The organism is Abiotrophia defectiva ATCC 49176 (genome assembly GCF_037041345.1).
In the GTDB taxonomy this organism is placed as follows: Bacteria; Bacillota; Bacilli; order Lactobacillales; family Aerococcaceae; genus Abiotrophia.
Genome location: NZ_CP146287.1, coordinates 1,686,430 through 1,705,011, shown reverse-complemented (window position 1 = coordinate 1,705,011; position 18,582 = coordinate 1,686,430). Strand labels below are relative to the sequence as shown.

General features: G+C 43.1%; 15 protein-coding genes. 13 read left to right on the top strand and 2 right to left on the bottom strand.

What is annotated here, in order from left to right:
• Entirely contained in the window at positions 1 to 1,557 is a 1,557-nt protein-coding gene (locus tag V7R82_RS07860; RefSeq protein WP_338542343.1) for a ClC family H(+)/Cl(-) exchange transporter, read from the top strand.
• Between the two features lie 37 nt (positions 1,558 to 1,594).
• On the opposite strand, the gene V7R82_RS07855 is transcribed toward V7R82_RS07860, so the two are convergent.
• Positions 1,595 to 2,938 carry an APC family permease gene (locus V7R82_RS07855; RefSeq protein WP_311467316.1) on the bottom strand — a complete coding sequence of 448 codons (1,344 nt, stop codon included), beginning with the start codon at positions 2,936 to 2,938 and terminating at the stop codon, positions 1,595 to 1,597.
• A 295-nt stretch (positions 2,939 to 3,233) separates the two neighbouring features.
• Between V7R82_RS07855 and V7R82_RS07850 the strand changes: the two genes are divergently transcribed.
• A complete protein-coding gene (locus V7R82_RS07850; RefSeq protein ID WP_338542340.1) occupies positions 3,234 to 5,201 on the top strand; it encodes an alpha-N-acetylgalactosaminidase in 1,968 nt (655 codons plus the stop codon).
• Positions 5,202 to 5,258: 57 nt separating this feature from the next.
• Here V7R82_RS07850 and V7R82_RS07845 read toward each other — a convergent pair whose 3' ends face one another.
• Positions 5,259 to 6,092 (bottom strand): AraC family transcriptional regulator, encoded by an 834-nt coding sequence (locus V7R82_RS07845; RefSeq protein WP_338542338.1) that lies wholly within the window; start codon positions 6,090 to 6,092, stop codon positions 5,259 to 5,261.
• 207 nt (positions 6,093 to 6,299) lie between these two features.
• On the opposite strand from V7R82_RS07845, the gene V7R82_RS07840 reads away from it, so the two are divergent.
• From V7R82_RS07840 to V7R82_RS07790, 11 genes are all read left to right on the top strand, one after another.
• A complete protein-coding gene (locus tag V7R82_RS07840) occupies positions 6,300 to 7,562 on the top strand; it encodes a sugar ABC transporter substrate-binding protein (protein ID WP_338542336.1) in 1,263 nt (420 codons plus the stop codon).
• A 101-nt stretch (positions 7,563 to 7,663) separates the two neighbouring features.
• Complete coding sequence (locus V7R82_RS07835; protein WP_268442224.1) at positions 7,664 to 8,560, top strand: carbohydrate ABC transporter permease; 897 nt, start codon at positions 7,664 to 7,666, stop codon at positions 8,558 to 8,560.
• Positions 8,561 to 8,562: 2 nt separating this feature from the next.
• Entirely contained in the window at positions 8,563 to 9,390 is an 828-nt protein-coding gene (locus V7R82_RS07830) for a carbohydrate ABC transporter permease (RefSeq protein WP_268442222.1), read from the top strand.
• Positions 9,391 to 9,402: 12 nt separating this feature from the next.
• Entirely contained in the window at positions 9,403 to 11,742 is a 2,340-nt protein-coding gene (locus V7R82_RS07825) for an alpha-galactosidase (protein ID WP_338542331.1), read from the top strand.
• Between the two features lie 455 nt (positions 11,743 to 12,197).
• Positions 12,198 to 12,599, top strand: coding sequence for a hypothetical protein (locus V7R82_RS07820; protein WP_338542329.1), 402 nt, complete (start codon positions 12,198 to 12,200; stop codon positions 12,597 to 12,599).
• Between the two features lie 38 nt (positions 12,600 to 12,637).
• Positions 12,638 to 13,078, top strand: coding sequence for a hypothetical protein (locus tag V7R82_RS07815; RefSeq protein WP_338542327.1), 441 nt, complete (start codon positions 12,638 to 12,640; stop codon positions 13,076 to 13,078).
• Positions 13,079 to 13,283: 205 nt separating this feature from the next.
• Entirely contained in the window at positions 13,284 to 14,510 is a 1,227-nt protein-coding gene (locus V7R82_RS07810) for a hypothetical protein (RefSeq protein WP_338542325.1), read from the top strand.
• A 114-nt stretch (positions 14,511 to 14,624) separates the two neighbouring features.
• Entirely contained in the window at positions 14,625 to 15,446 is an 822-nt protein-coding gene (locus V7R82_RS07805) for a hypothetical protein (protein WP_338542323.1), read from the top strand.
• Between the two features lie 230 nt (positions 15,447 to 15,676).
• Complete coding sequence (locus V7R82_RS07800) at positions 15,677 to 16,519, top strand: MurR/RpiR family transcriptional regulator (protein ID WP_338542321.1); 843 nt, start codon at positions 15,677 to 15,679, stop codon at positions 16,517 to 16,519.
• Positions 16,520 to 16,745: 226 nt separating this feature from the next.
• A complete protein-coding gene (locus V7R82_RS07795; RefSeq protein ID WP_338542319.1) occupies positions 16,746 to 17,519 on the top strand; it encodes a hypothetical protein in 774 nt (257 codons plus the stop codon).
• 123 nt (positions 17,520 to 17,642) lie between these two features.
• Positions 17,643 to 18,542, top strand: coding sequence for a haloacid dehalogenase-like hydrolase (locus V7R82_RS07790; protein ID WP_338542317.1), 900 nt, complete (start codon positions 17,643 to 17,645; stop codon positions 18,540 to 18,542).
• Positions 18,543 to 18,582: the final 40 nt, after the last annotated feature.

The window sequence follows — 18,582 nt, the reverse complement described above, 5'->3', positions numbered from 1 at the left end:
ATGCGTAGTAGATTTCAAGAATTTGCGGCTCGCCGCAATAAGACACGCTATGTCTTGGCGGGACTCTTAGTCGGGGTCTTAGTCGGGCTGATTGTGTCGGCCTTCCGCTTCCTGATAGGTTTTGTCCTGTCTTGGGTGTTATCGGCTTATCAGGCCATGCAGGCCAACCCTTGGCTGATTTTGCCTTATATTGCGGGGACCATAGTGCTAGGCTATATTCTAGGCTTGATTGTCCGAAGTGAACCCTATATCAAGGGGAGCGGGATTCCACAGGTAGAGCTCCAGCTTCAAGGGCATCTAAGCCTTAACTGGTGGTCTATTCTCTGGAAGAAATTTGTGGCAGGCGGTATTGCTATTGGGTCCGGACTCTTCCTAGGCCGTGAAGGGCCCTCTATTCAATTGGGATCAGCAGTCGGTCAAGGGGTCGCTAAGGTAACCAAGAGCAATCGTGTCCAAGAAAATATCCTGATTTCCAGTGGGGCAGGGGCCGGACTAGCGGCAGCCTTTAATGCCCCTATTGCGGGCTTGCTCTTTGTCTTGGAGGAGGTCCACCATAGCTTTAGCCCGACTGTTGCCTTGACGACTTTGACGGCAACAGTGACGGCCAACTTTATTTCCCTTCATGCTTTTGGCAATCATCCAGCTCTTGATTTAGGCAATCATCTTAAATTCCCAGTCGCCTATTACGGCTATTTGGTAGTCTTGGGGATTTTCTTAGCACTTTTTGGCTGGTGCTACCAACGCGTCACCTTTGCTTTGCCAAGGCTTTATGCAAAATTAGTGCCTTGGGTTAAACCACCATTTTATGGCATTGTGGCTGGCTTGCTTATCATTCCAATTGGATTGGTGGCACCCCACATTCTAGGCGGGGGTGGTGAGTTGATTTTAGAATTAGCTCACACTAAGACGCCACTCTTAGTGCTAGCCCTTATTCTCCTAGTGCGTTTTGTATTTTCCATGGTTTCTTATGGGACTGGCCTGCCAGGTGGGATTTTCCTGCCTATCCTGTCCCTAGGTGCCTTAGTAGGCGCCTTATACGGTCAGTTCATTATCAATGTCACCGGCATGGATCAGGAACTCTTGCTCTGCTTTATTTTCTTCGCTATGGCAGGAGGCTTTGCTGCCATCGGGAAAGCTCCACTGACTGCTCTGCTTCTAGTTAGCGAAATGGTAGGCGGCCTCAACCAACTCATGCCGCTAGCGGTAGTGGTCTTATCAGCCTTCCTTCTTGCAGAAGCCCTTAAGATGCCACCAATTTATGAGGCATTAGCTGAAAAAATGCTGCACCAAGAGGACCTAGCCAAGACAGGTCGACGGACAACCTTTGAAGTGCCAATTTTCGTTGATAGCCCATTGGTAGGCCAAAAGGTAGCCGCTATTAAGTGGCCTGAAGATGTCTTAATCGCTACTATCCGTCGAGGTGAGAAGGAATACATTACCAAAGGCAAAATGGTCCTGCAAGCAGGCGATATTCTAATTGCGTTGACGGACGAAGGCATTCTAGGCCATATGCATCAAGCTATGAACCAACTAGCTATGCCAGCGCAAGATTCATGATAATAAAAAGGCTGAGACAGCGTCTCAGCCTTTTTTGTTAGTTTTGCATTTGGCGTTTAGAGTAAAACCACCCGATTAAAATCACTAGGGCGCAGAGTAAACTGAAAACCAAAGTAGTTTGAAGGGAAGAAATCAAACTCCCACCAATGACCAGAGCAGCCCCGATAATCCCCATCACTGGAGCAAAGAGACTGGTCAGACGATTGCTAGCCAAGCCCTCGCGATTGAGTTTGATGACGCGAAGATAGAGGATGATATAGAAGATGTAGTTGAAGACAATGGTAATTTCGCTGACATCGCCCTTGCCCATAATCCCGAATTTTTGTGTTAGGTAATGAATCAAGAGCCAAACTAGCGTAATAGCAGTGAAGAGGATGGCGGAAGGTACGGATACCTGATATTTAGGGTGAATCTCTTCCAAGCGACCTTTTGGTAACATGCCTTTTTCAGCATAGGCCTGTGGTAGACGCATCCCAGCTAAGAGGAGGCCGTTGAGAACCCCTAGCATGGAGATAATCACCACGACTAGGATTAGGTTACCAGCGCGTTCACCTAAGAGTGAAGTAAGGGCGTAGGTGATGGCTTGGTCACCAGTTGATAGCACGAAAGTTGCCCCCAGAATGCGGACCATGCCATAGAAGAAGAGCAAGTAAGTCAAGAGAATAATGAGCGGTCCAATAATGAAGGCACGAATCAAATCACGTTTTGGATGTTTGAGCTCGGGTGCAATAGTCACGACATAGTTCCAACCTTCATAGGTGAAGGCCAGAGGAACTAGGGCCGATAGCCAACCTAAGCCCACATTGCTCGGTTCAATTGCGGAAATACCAGCCGGAAGATTTGGCGCGGGTGCTGACCAGAAGAGACCAGCAAAGACAATCAGGGCCAAGGGCACCATCTTGACGAACATGGTTAGGGTTTGGAAGTAACCCCCGAGGACACGAGAGAGGACATTCAAGGCCATGAAGAAGAGGGTATAGGCCATACCTAAGAGCACTTGCTGACCTAGGTTAAGGTCAAGATTGAAGAGTAAGCCAGTGTAGATGGCAGATGCCCAAGACACAACAGCAACCACACTTGGAATCATGACGAAGGCTAAGAACCAACCATAGCCAGTCGCTAAGCGAGAAGAAATAAAGCGGTCTAAGTAAGCCACAACCCCACCACTTGAAGTCTCTAATTTAGCAAATTCTGACAAGGATAGGGAACCAAAGACGATATTGCTGGCCCCAATGGATAGGACCAGTAAGCCTAAGGCTAGGCTACCACCCGTATAGGTCAGGATGTCATCAGCCTTGAAGTAAATCCCCGAACCGACCACAATCCCAATGATCATCGCTACAGCTGTTAAGAGGCCGTAGGCTTTTTTTGGTTGATTCATATATAATACCTCCTAATATCAAAGATGAATTACTCTACATTATACGCTTTTAGGCCTTGGCGCACAAGAAGAATTTGAATAAAGTGGCAAAAAAATGAGAATCAGATGAGTTTCACTCGGTTCTGAGCGTTTTTTATACTGGAAATATGTGTAAAATCTACTATAAATATGACAAAAGTCCCTTAGTGATTAATCAGCACATAGAGAAGGTAGCAAAATAAGATAGTAAAATATTTGCTAGGCGCTTACAATTATATTAGGTAAGTATGATTACTTTTATGAGGAGGAGAGGCGTATGGAACTCCAAAGCCAAACGCTTATCGGACATTTTGTCTGCAATCATCAACAGTTTTACTTAGACCGGCTGACCAATAGACAGACGGGAAAGACCTATGCATTAAGTGAGAGTGAGCCCTTTGTCATCCATTGGCAGGAGGGCGGGCAACTAGCTGCTAGCCAGATGCAAGTTCAGCTTGAGAAAGAGACCGCAGAAGCCATTCAGGTAGATTGCCAAGACGACCTAGCGCGAGTCAAGGTAGTCTATGAGCTAACAGACGGTTACCTCAAATGCAAGGTTAGCCTCTTAGAGGCTAAACAGGCGATTAATTTTCTAGACTTATCGTCCATGACCTTCCAGGAGGATGCCAAGTTTTATCCACCAAAGCAACAAGAGGCAATTCCTGAGATGGCAGGATTTAGTGGTTATTATGTGGCCTGTGGCCAGCCAGTCTACGCCAATAGTTTCTTCTTAGGGATGGAATTTCCCCTAGCAGAGAACCGCCTAGAAGAAGGGCGCTATTGGTCCCGCTACTATCTAGGGCGAAAGGTGACTTCAGATCAGCCAGTGACTTTGCATGCGACGGTTATAGGGTCAGCAGCAAGCCCTGAATTTTCAAGCATCCAACAAGCCTTTTTCGCTTATATCGATAGCATTGCATTACCCAACCACTTCCGCCTACAATATAATTCCTGGTACGACCATATGCTGGACATCGACGAGGACAAGATTATGACTTCCTTTGCTGCCATACGAGCAGGTTTCAGTGATTATGGGGTGCCACTGGATACCTATGTGGTGGATGACGGCTGGGCCAATTATGAGAGCTTTTGGGAATTCAACGAGAAATTTCCGCTTGGCCTCTCACGTATCAAGGACCAAGTAGCTAGCTATGGCGGCCAGCTTGGCCTTTGGATGGGGCCGCGGGGTGGCTATGGTGGCACGCAGCTGACCATGAGCAATTGGCTCAAGGCTCATCCAGAATTAGGACTAGGGACTAAAAATGAGCGGACTCAAGACGTCAATGTGGGCGACCCGGCCTATTTGGATGCCTTAGAAGCTAAGCTTCTAGCCTATCAGGACCAGTATGACCTGTCTTATTGGAAGCTAGACGGCTTTTTGATTGAGCCTGCTCAGGATGATGCCTCTGGTCCCCATGGCATGCACCAGATGACCGCAACCTACGAACGTTTGATTAAGCTCTTCCAGAACTTACGGTCCGCCTATCGTCAAAAACATGCCCAAGACCGTGATGAAGAAGGGGCGCAGCGAGACCTATGGCTGAATTTAACTTCTTACGTCAATCCAAGCCCATGGTGGCTAGCCTATGTCAATAGCCTTTGGATTCAAGTTTCTCAGGATACAGGCTATGATTCACTTGGGGAGACCGATTTGGCTCGCATGATGACCTATCGGGATGATCGTTATCACGCCTTCATTCGCGGGCGAGCTATCCAAGTACCACAGAAATATTTCTATAACCATGAGCCAATCTTTGCTCATCGGGCGACTGCAGGGCTCTTAGACCACCCAATTCAGGCCAGTGTCAGTGAATTCCGCGACTATCTCTACTTTATTGGGACGCGCGGCAATGCCTTCTGGGAGTGCTATTACTCCTACGACCTCTTCGACCATGAGCGTTGGCGTGCCAATGCTGAGGCTATTCGCTGGGTACAGGATAACTATGATGACTGCCTTAAGAATAGTCGCTTTATCGGCCATAAGCCGGCTGACCATACGGGGCTGTATGGCTACCGCTGCTTGAGCGATGACGGGCGTCGCGTCATTCTGTCGCTACGTAATCCGACAGCTCAACCTCAAACCTATGTTTTAGGGGATGGCGAGCTCCAGACCCTCATGCAAGTTGCAGGACGAGCAAGCTTGGAACGGACGGAAAAGCATATTTGGCAGGCTACTTTAGCGCCTCAGGAACTGGTCATCTATCAACTGACCTATGCTGATCCCATGGTTGGCTCAAGAACTTAGAATGTAAAAAATCCGCACTAATTGAGTGCGGATTTTTTTATGTTATCATACCCTCAGTTAACGATAGCGCCGACGCCATTCCATAGGTGTCATTCCCTTGACACGTTTGAAGGCCGAAGAGAAGTTGAACTGATTGCTGTAGCCGATTTGCTCGGCAATGTCGCGAATGGAACGATTGGTTGAAGCCAAGAGCTCGCAGGATTGGTTGATACGATAGGTCAAGATAAACTGCGAAGGTGTCATGTGGAGCTCTTGCTTGAAGAGACGGGTGAAGTAATTGCGGTTGAGATGGCAGATGTCTGCCAGTTGATCCACGCTGGGGTTGTCCGTATAGTGGTCCTGGATATAGTGGATGGCCTCTCTAATATAGAAGGAATGAATCTCGTTAGGACGCTGCTGAGGACTGTGCTTGGAAAAGCGAATCAGATGATCAACTAAGAGATAGAGCTGGGCAATCAGAAAGGACTCATGCTGGGAGTGGTTACGGATGATGGTCTCCAAGGTGTCTTTGATGCTAGAGATAATCATGGGCTTATGAGGCGTAAAGATTAGGTTGTTAGCATTCAAACCTGCCTGACGCATGAAATTAGCAGCCTTGAGGCCATTGAACTCAATCCAGCAATAGGTCCAGGGATCGTCTTGGTCAGCCGTATAGGAACAGACCGTGTTAGGGGGCATAAGAAAGCCTTGGCCTGGTCCCAGTTGAATGGCCTCGTGTCTCTCATTCTCAAGAAAGCTCCCCCGCCCCGACAGGATATAGTGGAAGAGGTAATTATGGGTCAGGGTGGGCCCATAATGATGCCAGGGGTCACACTTCTCCTTGCCAAACTGAATGGGGTAGAGATCAACAGAAGATATATTATGGAAAACGTAAAACTCTTGCTCGGACATGGATATCACCTCGTCTGATAGAAGTTGTAATACTATTATAATGCTAGTTAGCTCAGATAGTCAATTTAGATATGTTGAAAAGAGACAAAATATATGTTGTACGTACATGATGCGTCATTCTTAAATAAAAAACTAGGCATTATAAGATATGAAACCGCTATCTACCAGTGTATAATTTAAATATCAAATAAATAAGGAGTGTTCATCATGTTATCAGCACATAAACGTCGTTGGCCAAGCTTTATATTCAGCCTATTATTGGTATTGGGTGTAGTAACTCCAACACTATTTGTACATGATTCTGTGGCCGCACAAGGGCAGACAACAATTACTTACGGTATTTGGGACTCACGTCAAGAACCGGGGTTAAGACAGATTGCAGATGATTTTGAAAAAGCCAATCCTGATATCAAGGTTGATATACAGGTAACTGGATGGGAAGGCTATTGGACAATGTTAGAGGCTGCTGCGACAGGTGGATCACTACCTGATGTATTCTGGATGCATTCAAATGAAATCTATAAATACGGTGCTAATGATCAATTGTTGCCACTAGATGATTTAATCAAGGAATCTGACTTAGATCTTAGCAAATTCCCTCAAGGTCTAGTTGATATTTATAAGGTCAACGGTCATCAGTATGGTATTCCAAAAGACTTTGACACTATCGCATTATGGTATAACAAGAAGTTATTTGATGAAGCTGGTGTTGCCTATCCGACTGATAAGTGGACCTGGGATGACTTAAAAGAAGCTGCTAAGAAATTAACCAATAAGGATAAGGGAATTTATGGTATTGCCACAATGCTAGCAAACCAAGAAGGTTTTTATAATTTTATGTATACCAATGGTGGGACTGCTTTAACATCTGACAATAAGTCTGGTTACACGGATCCAAAGACAATTGAAGCGTTAGAATATTATTTTAGTTTTGGACGAGAAGGCCTAAGCCCAACTACAGGGGATGCGATGGATTATTTCGCCAATGATAAGGCAGCTATGGCCCTCTTTGGTTCATGGCGAATTGGGAGCATTATCAGCAATGAAGGTCTTAAAGATAAGGTGGATGTAGTGCCATTGCCTAGCAAAGATGGTAAGAGAGTATCTATTTATAATGGGTTAGCAAACGCTATCTCTGCAAAGACAGAGCATAAAGAAGCGGCTTGGAAATTTGTTAATTATCTGTCCAGCAAAGAGGTGCAAGAAAAGGCTTCTAAACTAGGGGTTGCAATCTCCGCCTATGAAGGTGCTTCTGATGTTTGGGTGGATACTAACAAGCAATTTAACCTTAAGTCATACATAGAAGAAATCAAAGACGCTCAAATCCGTCCATATACACACGAAACCACAAAATGGGAAGAAAAAGTATATGAAATTCTTAAGCCAGCATATCTAGGTGAAAAACCTGTGAAAGAAGCTGCAGAAGAAGCAGCTAAAGCCATGAACGAGCTTATAGAAGAGGAAGAGTAGTGCTTAATAAGTAATGTTTGTGTGGGGCTATCTTGAAAGGTTAGGTAGCCCCGCTCTTCAGATATGAAGATATTATAAAGGCAAGCAAGGCGGTGAAATCAATGTCAAACTCGTTTAAAAAGAAAGATTGGATATGGGCATATGGCTTTGTTGCGCCGACCATTCTGGGGCTCCTTATTCTCAATATCATTCCAATTTTTCAAACTTTTTATTTGAGCTTTCATAAGTCAGGCGCATTTGGAAAGGGCGATAAATTTATTGGCCTTAAAAATTATGCGAAGTTATTTTCGGATCCCCAAGTCTGGCAAGCAACGTGGAACACTTTACGCTATATGCTACTTGTCGTTCCACCGACTATCGTTATTTCCTTAATTCTAGCGGTTATTCTGAATAGTAAAATTAAAGGGCGAAATTTCTATCGCTCAGTTTACTTCTTGCCTATGGTTGCCGCGCCGGCTGCTATTACCATGGTATGGAAATGGCTATACAATACCCAGTTTGGTTTAATAAACCATGTATTAGGTTATTTTGGAGTTGGTCCGATTGCCTGGATTGATGATCCGCAATTTGCTATGTACTCTGTTGCCATCATTGGCATTTGGGGAAGCATTGGTTACAACATGATACTTTTGTTAGCTGGTTTACAAGAAATCCCTAAAGATTATTACGAAGCAGCCACAATGGATGGAGCAACGCCCATTAAAAAGTTATTTTCGATTACCTTGCCGCTCTTGTCACCACAGATATTCTTTGTTTTGGTAACAAGTATTATTTCATCTTTACAGGTTTTCGATACTATCTATATGATGATACTTAACACCAGTCCAGCCTATGACTCAACAGTTTCTTTAGTTTACCTTTTCTATAATAATACCTTTAAGTACAGTGATAAAGGCTATGGATCGACTATTGTCATATTGTTATTGGCGATTATTATGCTAATTACCGTGATACAAGTGCGGCTCCAGAAGAAATGGGTTAATTATATGGAGGGATAATTATGTCAAAACCGATGGTATCAAAAGGTCTAGTTCATTTATTTTTGATTCTAGTAGCTCTATCTATGTTGTTACCCTTCTTATGGATGGTTCTGACTTCCTTCAAGACGGTAACGGAATCTACTCAATTAGATCCATTTGTCTTCTGGCCCAGCCAGTGGCATTTTGAGAATTATACGCAAGTAATTCGAGATAATAACTTTGCAGTTCTATATTTTAATACACTAGCTATGATGTTTTTTAGACTAGTATGTGGCTTGCTATTTTCAGCGATGGCTGCCTATGCCTTTGCACGACTGCAATTTCCAGGCAGAGATTTGTTATTTGGATTGGTGCTTTTCCAAATGATGATTCCCTCTCAAATTTTCATTATTCCGCAATACCTGATGGTAGATGCTATGGGCATGCGTAACACGATTTTTGCGCTTGTTTTCCCTGGGATTGTCTCAGCATTCGGTACTTTTCTCTTGAGACAGTTCTTTATGGGGCTACCACGATCCTTAGAAGAATCTGCCATTCTTGATGGGGCCAATGTGGGACAAATATTCTTTTCCATCATGCTACCATTGGCAAAATCTGGTCTGGTTGCCTTAGGTATCTTCACAGCGCTATTCGCTTTTAAGGATTTAATGTGGCCACTAATCATTAATCCACAGGTAGATAAAGCGACCCTTTCATCTGCTTTATCCAAGATACAAGGCGCCTACACAGTCAACTATCCGCATTTGATGGCCGCATCAGTACTTGCAATATGGCCAATGGCGCTAATTTATGTCTTCTTCCAACGACAATTTATTCAAGGTATTGCAACAACTGGTAGCAAATTATAAGGAGGGGTTTAGATGATACATTACAACGACAAAAATAAGACCTTTCATCTTCAAAATGACCAAATTTCTTATGTCATGAAAGTTGATGAATATGGTGTGTTAAGTCATTGCTATTTTGGCTCACGATTGCCACGATATTCTAACTACTTGTCTTACCCAGTCATTCATAGGGACTTTGAAGTTGACTTTGTTGATCAAAATCAAAAGACTAAACGAGATTGGTCATTAGGAAATATCTTACAGGAATTTCCGGGGTATAATCACGGTGATTATCGTCACCCGGCTTTAATCTTACGGCAAATGGACGGAAGTAGTGTAACAGACTTTAGGTATCATTCATATGAAATTATAAAAGGGGCTTCATCTATAGATGGCCTACCGCATGCTTATGTCGATTCAAGCGAATTGGCTGAAACACTGAAAGTTCGTTTGGTTGATCCAATCCACTTATGGTTTGTAGATCTCTACTATACAGTTTTCAGGAATCATCCGATTATTACTCGCTGGGCAGTCTTTCGAAATGAAAGTGAAGAACCGGTAACGATAGAGCGTATGGCTAGTTTTAGTTTAGATCTATCACCTCGTCCATCTGAAATCATTCAACTTAATGGAGCTTGGGGAAGAGAAAGAATGCTTGAGAGAGAAGCTGTTCACCGAGGCCGTAAGGTGTATGATAGTAAGCGGGGGACTAGTAGTCACCAGCAAACACCGTTTATGGCTTTGGTATCGCCAAACACAACGGAAAATCAAGGGACAGCCCTTGGGGTTCAGTTGGTATATAGTGGTAGCCACGAACTTAGTGTAGAACAGGATCCCTATCAACAAATACGATTACAAGCAGGAATCCAATCGACAGGTTTTCACTGGAAAGTAGAGCCCGACCAAGAATTTGCTACACCACAAGTTGTGCTAGCTTATAGTGAAGATGGCCTAAATGGTATGTCACAAGCATTCCATCATTTCCTTAAAAATCATCTCATCCCAGCTCGCTTCCGAGATAAAGAACGTCCTGTACTTATTAATAATTGGGAAGGCACCTATTTTGCCTTTACTGAAGAACGTCTGCATGCAATGGTGGACTCTGCTTCAGATTTAGGTGTTGAGCTTTTTGTTTTGGATGATGGGTGGTTTGGCAAACGAGATTGGGACGATTCGTCATTGGGTGACTGGTTTGAATATAAGACTAAGTTGCCTCATGGACTTAAAGGTTTAGCGGATTATGTTCACAGTAAAGGGATGCAGTTTGGACTTTGGTTTGAACCTGAGATGATCTCAGAAGATTCTGAGCTCTATCGGCAACACCCTGACTTTGCACTCCATACACCAGGACGTGCTAAGTCCTATGGTAGAAACCAATACGTTCTAGATATGTCTCGTTCGGATGTACAAGACCATATATACCATCAAATGGTAGCTGTTATCGAGCAGACTGGATTGAATTATATTAAATGGGATATGAATCGACATTTAAGTGAAGTTTATTCAAGTGCTTTTCCTTATGATCAACAGGGAGAGATAGCTCATCGATATATGCTAGGGGTTTATGCCTTAATGTCACGTATTACTTCTCGATATCCAGAAATACTATTTGAAAGTTGTTCTGGTGGTGGCGGGCGCTTTGATTTAGGGATATTAGCTTATATGCCGCAAGTATGGACTAGTGACAATTCGGATGCGGTAGCTAGATTGAAAATTCAGTATGGAACTTCTCTTATGGTACCTACTAATGCGATGGGGGCACACGTCTCGGCTGTACCAAATCACCAAACAGGGCGTAAGACACCGCTAGCATCACGAGCGGCAGTTGCTTTCTATGGAGCATTTGGCTATGAGCTAGATTTTACTAAGCTAACAAAATCTGAGCAATCCGAAATAAAGGACCAAGTTGCATTCTATAAAAACCATCGGACTCTTTTCCAACAAGGGACTTTCCATCGTTTACTTAGTCCTTTTGAATCGGATGGGAACCTTACTGCTTGGAGTTTGACCAATGATTCTCAGACAGAATCTATGGTCATGGTCTTCCAAGTATTAAGAAAGGCTTCGCAGCCATTGCAAGTACTGAAACTAGAAGGTCTGAAATCAGAATGTCAATATCGTGTGACCCAAGTACTAGGCGAAGGTGCTTGGGGTGCCACCCTTGCAAAAGAAGAAGGAGGTCCAGAAGCTGAAGCTATGGCTTTAACTGAATCGGCATGTGATGACTCAAATTCTAATAACAGTGGAGTAGAGTCAGGCTTCCAATCATTTGAAGCAAGTGGTGCAGAGTTAATGAAGGCAGGTTTTTATCTCTGCCCTCAAGTAACGAAGGATTTTGTAGGTAGGCTCTTCTATGTAGAGGCTATAAAATAATTTAACCGAGGCTAAATTACATTGAATTTAGCCTCGGTTATTATTTTTAAGGGGTGTTTTGATGGACGAAACATTCAAAATCCGAAAGTCAGCAGAAAATTGACAAAAAGTAAGATGGGGATAGATAAAATGTTGGTTTATCAGCTTTTTTATCGGATATATAAGATGAATTCTAGCAAGAATGAATGAGGCGAAAGCTTTACCAAGCTTTGAGAACTTTGGTATAATGATGCTATATTAATAGTCTATTAATTAAAGGCCTAACGGCATTAGGTTGGTTAGGACAGACTGTAAGGTAAGGAGAATGACAGAATAAGTCAAGCAAAGCCACCAACCAGGCTTTGAAAGATACATGTCTATTTATACCGCATTAAGAGTCATTACTTTTGTGACTGGTATTATTATGCTAGTTAACTTAAATCGATACCCAGACGGAAAAGTAGGAGGTAGTCCTAATGTCAGAGAAAAAGAAGCATCATCATAAACCGCACTTTTATGATTTTATGTTTTGGTATACTATCATGAGAATCCTGACTTTTATGACAGGACATCTTTTATTCACTTTTCATCCCTTTGTTCCACTTTTTGCGACTATCTATTTTGGTAGGCTACTAGCTTTCTATTTGTTAATGAGAGGTTGGATAGGCAATAAGGATATCCATTTCAAGGCAGGCTTTCTGATAGATACGATACTGACTGGGATTGAACTTTTACCTTGGTTATTAGGATTCTTAATAATATGGCCATATGCGCTTGGAGCATTAATATCATCCTGGCAGATGCCTCTGATATTTGTGGTTCCAATCGTTATCTGGCTCGTTTTATTTGGAGCCAAGCGTCGCTTTGATTCAGACTAATAATATAAGCTTAATTGTAAGTTAAGGAGGCACATACATTGATTGACGAGAGTAAAAAGGGGCGCCAGTCCGAATTTAACCTTTACATGACCTTGTACACTGTTTTGCGAGTATTAACGCTGATAACAGGCTTAGCTTTAATGTCGATCTCATTTTTACTTGGATTTGTATATGTTGGACGCCTGTTGGCTTTCTATTGGTTGATGATTGCGTGGAAAGATCATGATACGACAATCTTCAAAAGAGGCTACCGACTGGATTTTGTTTTGACCAGTCTAGAAGTAGGCTTAGGGGTGTTTGGAATCTTATTTTTCCCATATATTTTATGGATAAGTCAAGGCCTTGTCCTGATACTATTGATCATCCCTATCATAATCTGCCTAGTACTCCTAGGTGCCAAGAACCGCTTCGAGGAAGCCAGGGCTACTTGGTTACATGAACTAGAAACTAAGAGATACAGGCATCAATCGCAAGATTAGGAGGGGCCTAATGACAGAAGAAAACAAGAAGGATCACCAAGCTGATTTCGAAGGTTTCATGATAATTCCGTTTTAAGAATTCTATCTGTCGTGCTAGTCACTTTTTATTAGAGCTACCGCAGTCTACATACAGTGCGGTCTTGCCTAGCTAGTTCTAACTAGGCAAAGCCAGTAAGATTGAATATCCCTAAGAGGAGGAAAATATATGCAAGTTAATAGGTCAGTATCTAATCAGCAACGTTGGTTACTAGAATGTCAACTGGTTTATCTTTTATTCCGGCTTAGCCCCATTATTTTTGGTTTTGCCATATTTAGTTGGGTAAGTCAGACTATTTTTGGGCACTTATTGTTAGAAGAAGCAATCTTTTTATTACCACTAGTACTGACTTGGTTAGGCTATAAGTCAAAGCAAGCCTGGTGTCATTATCTAGCTGGCGCGTTTAATACCGGTATTGTCATCTATGTCTTGGTAAGTTTAGATTTTCAAAACTTATTGGCCTTTTCGCCACTTATCGCTTTATCAAATCTCATCCCAAAACTCTTTGTATCAGTAGTTCCTATGGTTTATTGTGCCTATCAGCAATTTTTGGTCGGGCGACAATTGAATAAGCAAGGAAATCAATTAAAGCAAGTTTCAACTGAGGGGAGTAAGGCACTTAATCGTGCGTTGTTAGGCTATCTCTTCATTAAAGGATGGCAAATGCTCGTTTTACACCTGAATTATTCTCATGAGCCCCTTTACCTATTAGCTATAATCTTATGTCTTGCTACTACCTACTTAGCTTGGTGGGGTTACCGAAATCATCGCCCAAACTTGCTCAAGATAGCCTGGAACTTAGATCTAGTTTATCTCGTAATGGCTATCTTGTTTCTTATCGTTTATAGAATCGCTCTTTTGGTGATAGGGACGGTTATTTTTCAATTTCTTAATCAGGTGAGAGATTCCGAGACGTTAGCAAATGTTATCTTTAGCATGGGCTTATCTGCCCTACTCTTGATAGGGTTACCAACACTCCCCTTATTTTTCTTACGTAAGCTTAAAGCGGGTGTTCAAGGCTATGTCTTTGGCGTCACTTCCCGCTACCAAGGGGAAGAAGCCTATCAATTACAAGATTTAGACCAAGTATTGACCCAAACAGAGACCTTAAAAGACCAATCGATTGAATGTCGAATGATCATCGATGAGAAGGGCTTTTTAGGACAAGTAGGGGATGCTTACTGGTTTGCTTTCAGTCAGTCTACTGGTGGGGACGTCTCAGCTAAAGTTTTGCGAGTGCGCGTTCAGGGGAAAGTCCCACAGGCTATCAGCAGTTGGCAGGGAGTCCTAACGCTTCGTGGACAAGTAGGTTATCATGAAACAGACAGTCAGGCCATCCCAGATGGCTGGTATTTGGATGCAGATTGGCTTGCATTTGTGCCAGACAAGAATTAAGAACTGATATGAGAAAAGTGCGGGCGAGTCCGCACTTTTTTGAGCTAGTCGGTTAATGACGCCTTTTGGGGAGTCTGTTATAATAAAGAAGACTAGAGGAAAGGAGAGCCTGCCATGGAACCCATAGTAGATAAAGCACGCCAGGACCGTGCCTTTGCCTTATTTTTAGTCTTTAAGGTGCTGGCCGGTTTATGGATATACCAGAACATCTTTAACTGGGACTTCATTAACTTGCCTTTTGCTGCCTGGCTACTAGCTATGGCAGTCATCTGGCTGGCTTGGTTATACCAATCTGGGTCCAGTATGAGATGGGCCTATCGATTGGAGTGGCTAGGGCTAGTGGTGCTTTGGGGGCGTCTGCTGATGGGGTTGCTTGTGCCAGGACAAGGAAGCACAAAACTAAGGACTGCCTACGAAATCGACTTGATGATTCGGTCAGGTGTCTTCTTCCTAGCTTCACTATTTTGGAGCCATCGCCTTAAGAACTTCGCCCAAGCTTGGCCTAAACCAGAAGGGGCTCGAAACAAGAAGCAAGTAGCCTTGGAACGTCATCAGTTGGGCTTGGCTTACTTACAGACGGGGATGTTGCTCTATTTCCTAGTCCCTTTATTGAATAATTTGCGTTTTGGCTTTAACAATTTGGATTGGCGTGAAGCAGCGGTTCTCAATAGCCTATTATTCTTGGGCGCGATTCTAGCGACAGTAGCTCGTCATCGTCAGACTTGGCGACTTTATTTTGGGCTCGCCGGAGTCAATCTTCTGCTCTTCTGCTATCCTTTTCTCTATTGGCTCATGATGCGAGGCGGTGTGGGCGTCGGTCCTGCTTATTGGCGAAGCCTGGTCTTGTACTTGCCTTTTGCCTATTTGTCGGCGCAAAGCCTATGGCTAGCGAAATGTCTGGGTAAAAAGGCGCTACAAAATAAACAGTGTGGATAGAGAAGAATGCAAAGTATGTCTATGATGTAAAATTAGTCAGCTAAAAACAGGCTATTAGAGCCTGTTTTCTTTTGGATAATGACAAAAATCTCTCTCTGTTTGTGAATAAACATAGGGAAAGCTAGTTGCTGTAAGCGATTTATTGTGATATACTGTAGGCGAAAATGGGCTAGGCGTGGCTATCATGGAAAGTAGGATTCAGTGTTTGGTATAACAAAGGAGAGAATCGTATGAGTTGTATTACCAAGATCAAAAGTGCCCTAGGATCAATGACAGCGACTGAACAGATGATCGGTCGCTATATACTGGAGCACCGGCATGAAGTGTTAGATATGAATACTGTAGAGTTAGGTTTTGCTTCTGGAACATCGGGGGCGGCCTGGACTCGCTTTGCTAAGAAGATTGGTTATAAAGGCCTGCCTGCCTTAAAATTGGACTTGGCACAGGACCGGACTGATGAGGAGATGCCTGAAGTGGATCTCTTTTTAGATCCTAAAGATTGTTTGTCTAAGCTCATCCATAAGACCCAAAGTATCTTAGAACAGAATCTACGTCAGACCTATGAGCTCATAGATGAAACAGATCTTGCGCAAGCCATTGATTGGATGGCTAGCGCCCATCGTCTCTTTCTCTGTGGAATTGGAGGCAGTGGTGTAGTCTGCATGGACTTAGTTCATAAGTTGACGCGAATTAATCGTCCAGTCACCTATGATCGTGACACTCATATACTAATGGCGCAAATGGCGCACTGTATGCCTGGCGATGTGGTGCTAGTAGTCAGTTATAGTGGCAGCACCCATAGTGTCAATCAAATGGCCTATCTTGCTAAGGAGCAGGGTGCCAAAATAATCGCTATCACGGGACATAATCTCAAGGCGCCCCTCGTCAGTCTTGCTGATATTTGCCTTTTCATCCCCCAAGACGAAAAAGAAATTCGCCTAGGCTCGGTTACTTCCCGAGATGGATCTTTGATTATTACCGATTTGCTCTACTATGGGGTGGCTCAACGCCAATTCCATGCAACCAAGGAGCATTTGGTTAAAACTCGGAAGATGATTCGAAAGATGGATTAATTAGAAAGTGCGGTTCATATTGAACTGCACTTTTTTAATTAATATTAGAGAGTTGTTTTATCGCTTATAGTCTAAGCATATTTTATTATGCGAAAACATATATATGATAAATACAGCAAGAATTCTAAACTATTCAGCAAGATTGTGCAATGACTTCCAAACATGTGCATGGTACAATGCATGTCATATACTATTACTATCTAGTAAAAATAGGGGGAAGTTATTAATGGAAAATTTATTGAATTTATCGTATATCGTGATTGCGCTGGTTTTTGCAGCAACTGCTTGGGTCTGGAAAAATAAGCCTGAACTAAAAAAATATGCAATTATAGCGGTGGTAACTTCATTTGCATTTCTACTTGTAGCAAATAATATGCATGCTGCAGAAGTAAAAAGATTGGAAGAACAGTCCCGAATGGAGTCGGAATCCATAGCATTAGCAGAGTCAGAATCAGAGTCTATTCGACAATCGGAGGAAGAAAGTTCGCGGATTCTGTCAGAATCAATCAGTGAATCGAAGGTGGCTGAAAGTAAGTCGCAGGAAGAATCTCGTAGAAAAGCAGAATCAGAGAGCAAAGCCGAAGCAATAAAAAATGCGAGAGAGAAGTCCATTGCTGAGTCTAAGGCAAAAGAAGAATCTGAATCAATTGAAGAATCAAAAAACCAAGATCCTAGCAATTATTATGATGCTACTTTTGAGGAACTAATGCGTGATGAATCCGCTTGGAAAGGCTATAAGGTTAAATTTTATGGAAAGGTTCTACAAGTTCAAACAGAAGATAAATTCATAGTGTACCGTATCGGAACTGAAGGTAGCTATTATAGTCAAGGAGACTTTTATGTAGTTCTGCCAAAAGATAAAATGACTGGTAAAAGAATTTTAGAAGATGATAGAGTGACTGTCTATGGAACTTTTGTAAATGTGACAAGCTACAAGACTGTATTGAAAGCGACTAGAGAAGTTCCTTTAGTTCTTGCTCACCATATTGATATTGAATAAAGTTGAATTCGTTTACAAATGGACGCTTTCGTGCTATACTAATTAATAACAAAATGTAAACAAAAGGGCGTAATCAAAGGGTAGTCTTATCTTTATTATTATCAAAAAGAAAGAAGGATTCACATGGTAAAACGTTTGATTAGTGCCAACACGTCGGAAATTCTGGCCATGTCAGCAGCAGAACTAAAACAGAGTATTAAGGCTAGTGAAGGGCGAGTGATTTTGTCTGAGAATGTGGGCTTTAAGGAGTCCTACATTGGGGATATTACTAACTCAGAGATGGCTCGCGCTTTTGGGGCGGATCTCATTTTACTAAATGGGGTAGACTTACTAAACCCTGTTATATTTGCTATTGATCCTGATGCACCCAATTTTGTCGCAGAGCTCCATCGACTGGTGGGCCGCCCGATTGGCGTCAATTTGGAGCCTGTCGATCTTAACGCTAAGATGAATGAAGAACGGCAAGAATTAGTGACTGGGCGCCAGGTCAATGTGGCATCGCTAGAGGCGGCCGAAGCTTTTGGTCTTGATTTTATCTGTTTGACGGGTAATCCTGGGACTGGTGTGACCAATCATACCATAGCGGAGGCCATCCGACTAACCAAGCAGCACTTCTCTGGCTTGGTTATTGCGGGGAAGATGCATGGGGCAGGTGTTGACGAGCCTGTTGCAGACTTAGAAGCGGTCAGCCAATTCATTGAGGCTGGAGCCGATATTATTTTGGCGCCGGCTGTAGGCAGTGTGCCAGGCTTCGATGAGGCGGATCTCAAGGCCATTGTTCAGCGAGCCCATCAAGCAGGGGCTCTAGTGATGAGCGCCATTGGAACTAGCCAAGAAAGTTCGGATACCGACACCATTAAGCAGATGGCTATCCGCAATAAGATTTGTGGGGTAGACATCCAGCACATTGGGGACTCTGGCTATGGTTGTTTGGCTCCTGTAGAGAACATTTTTGCCCTCAGCAAGGCAATTCGCGGTCAACGACATACCATTTCCATGATTGCGCGTTCCATTAACCGCTAATTAAGGTAATAAAAAGAGCGGACCTTCTACTAGCTTAAGT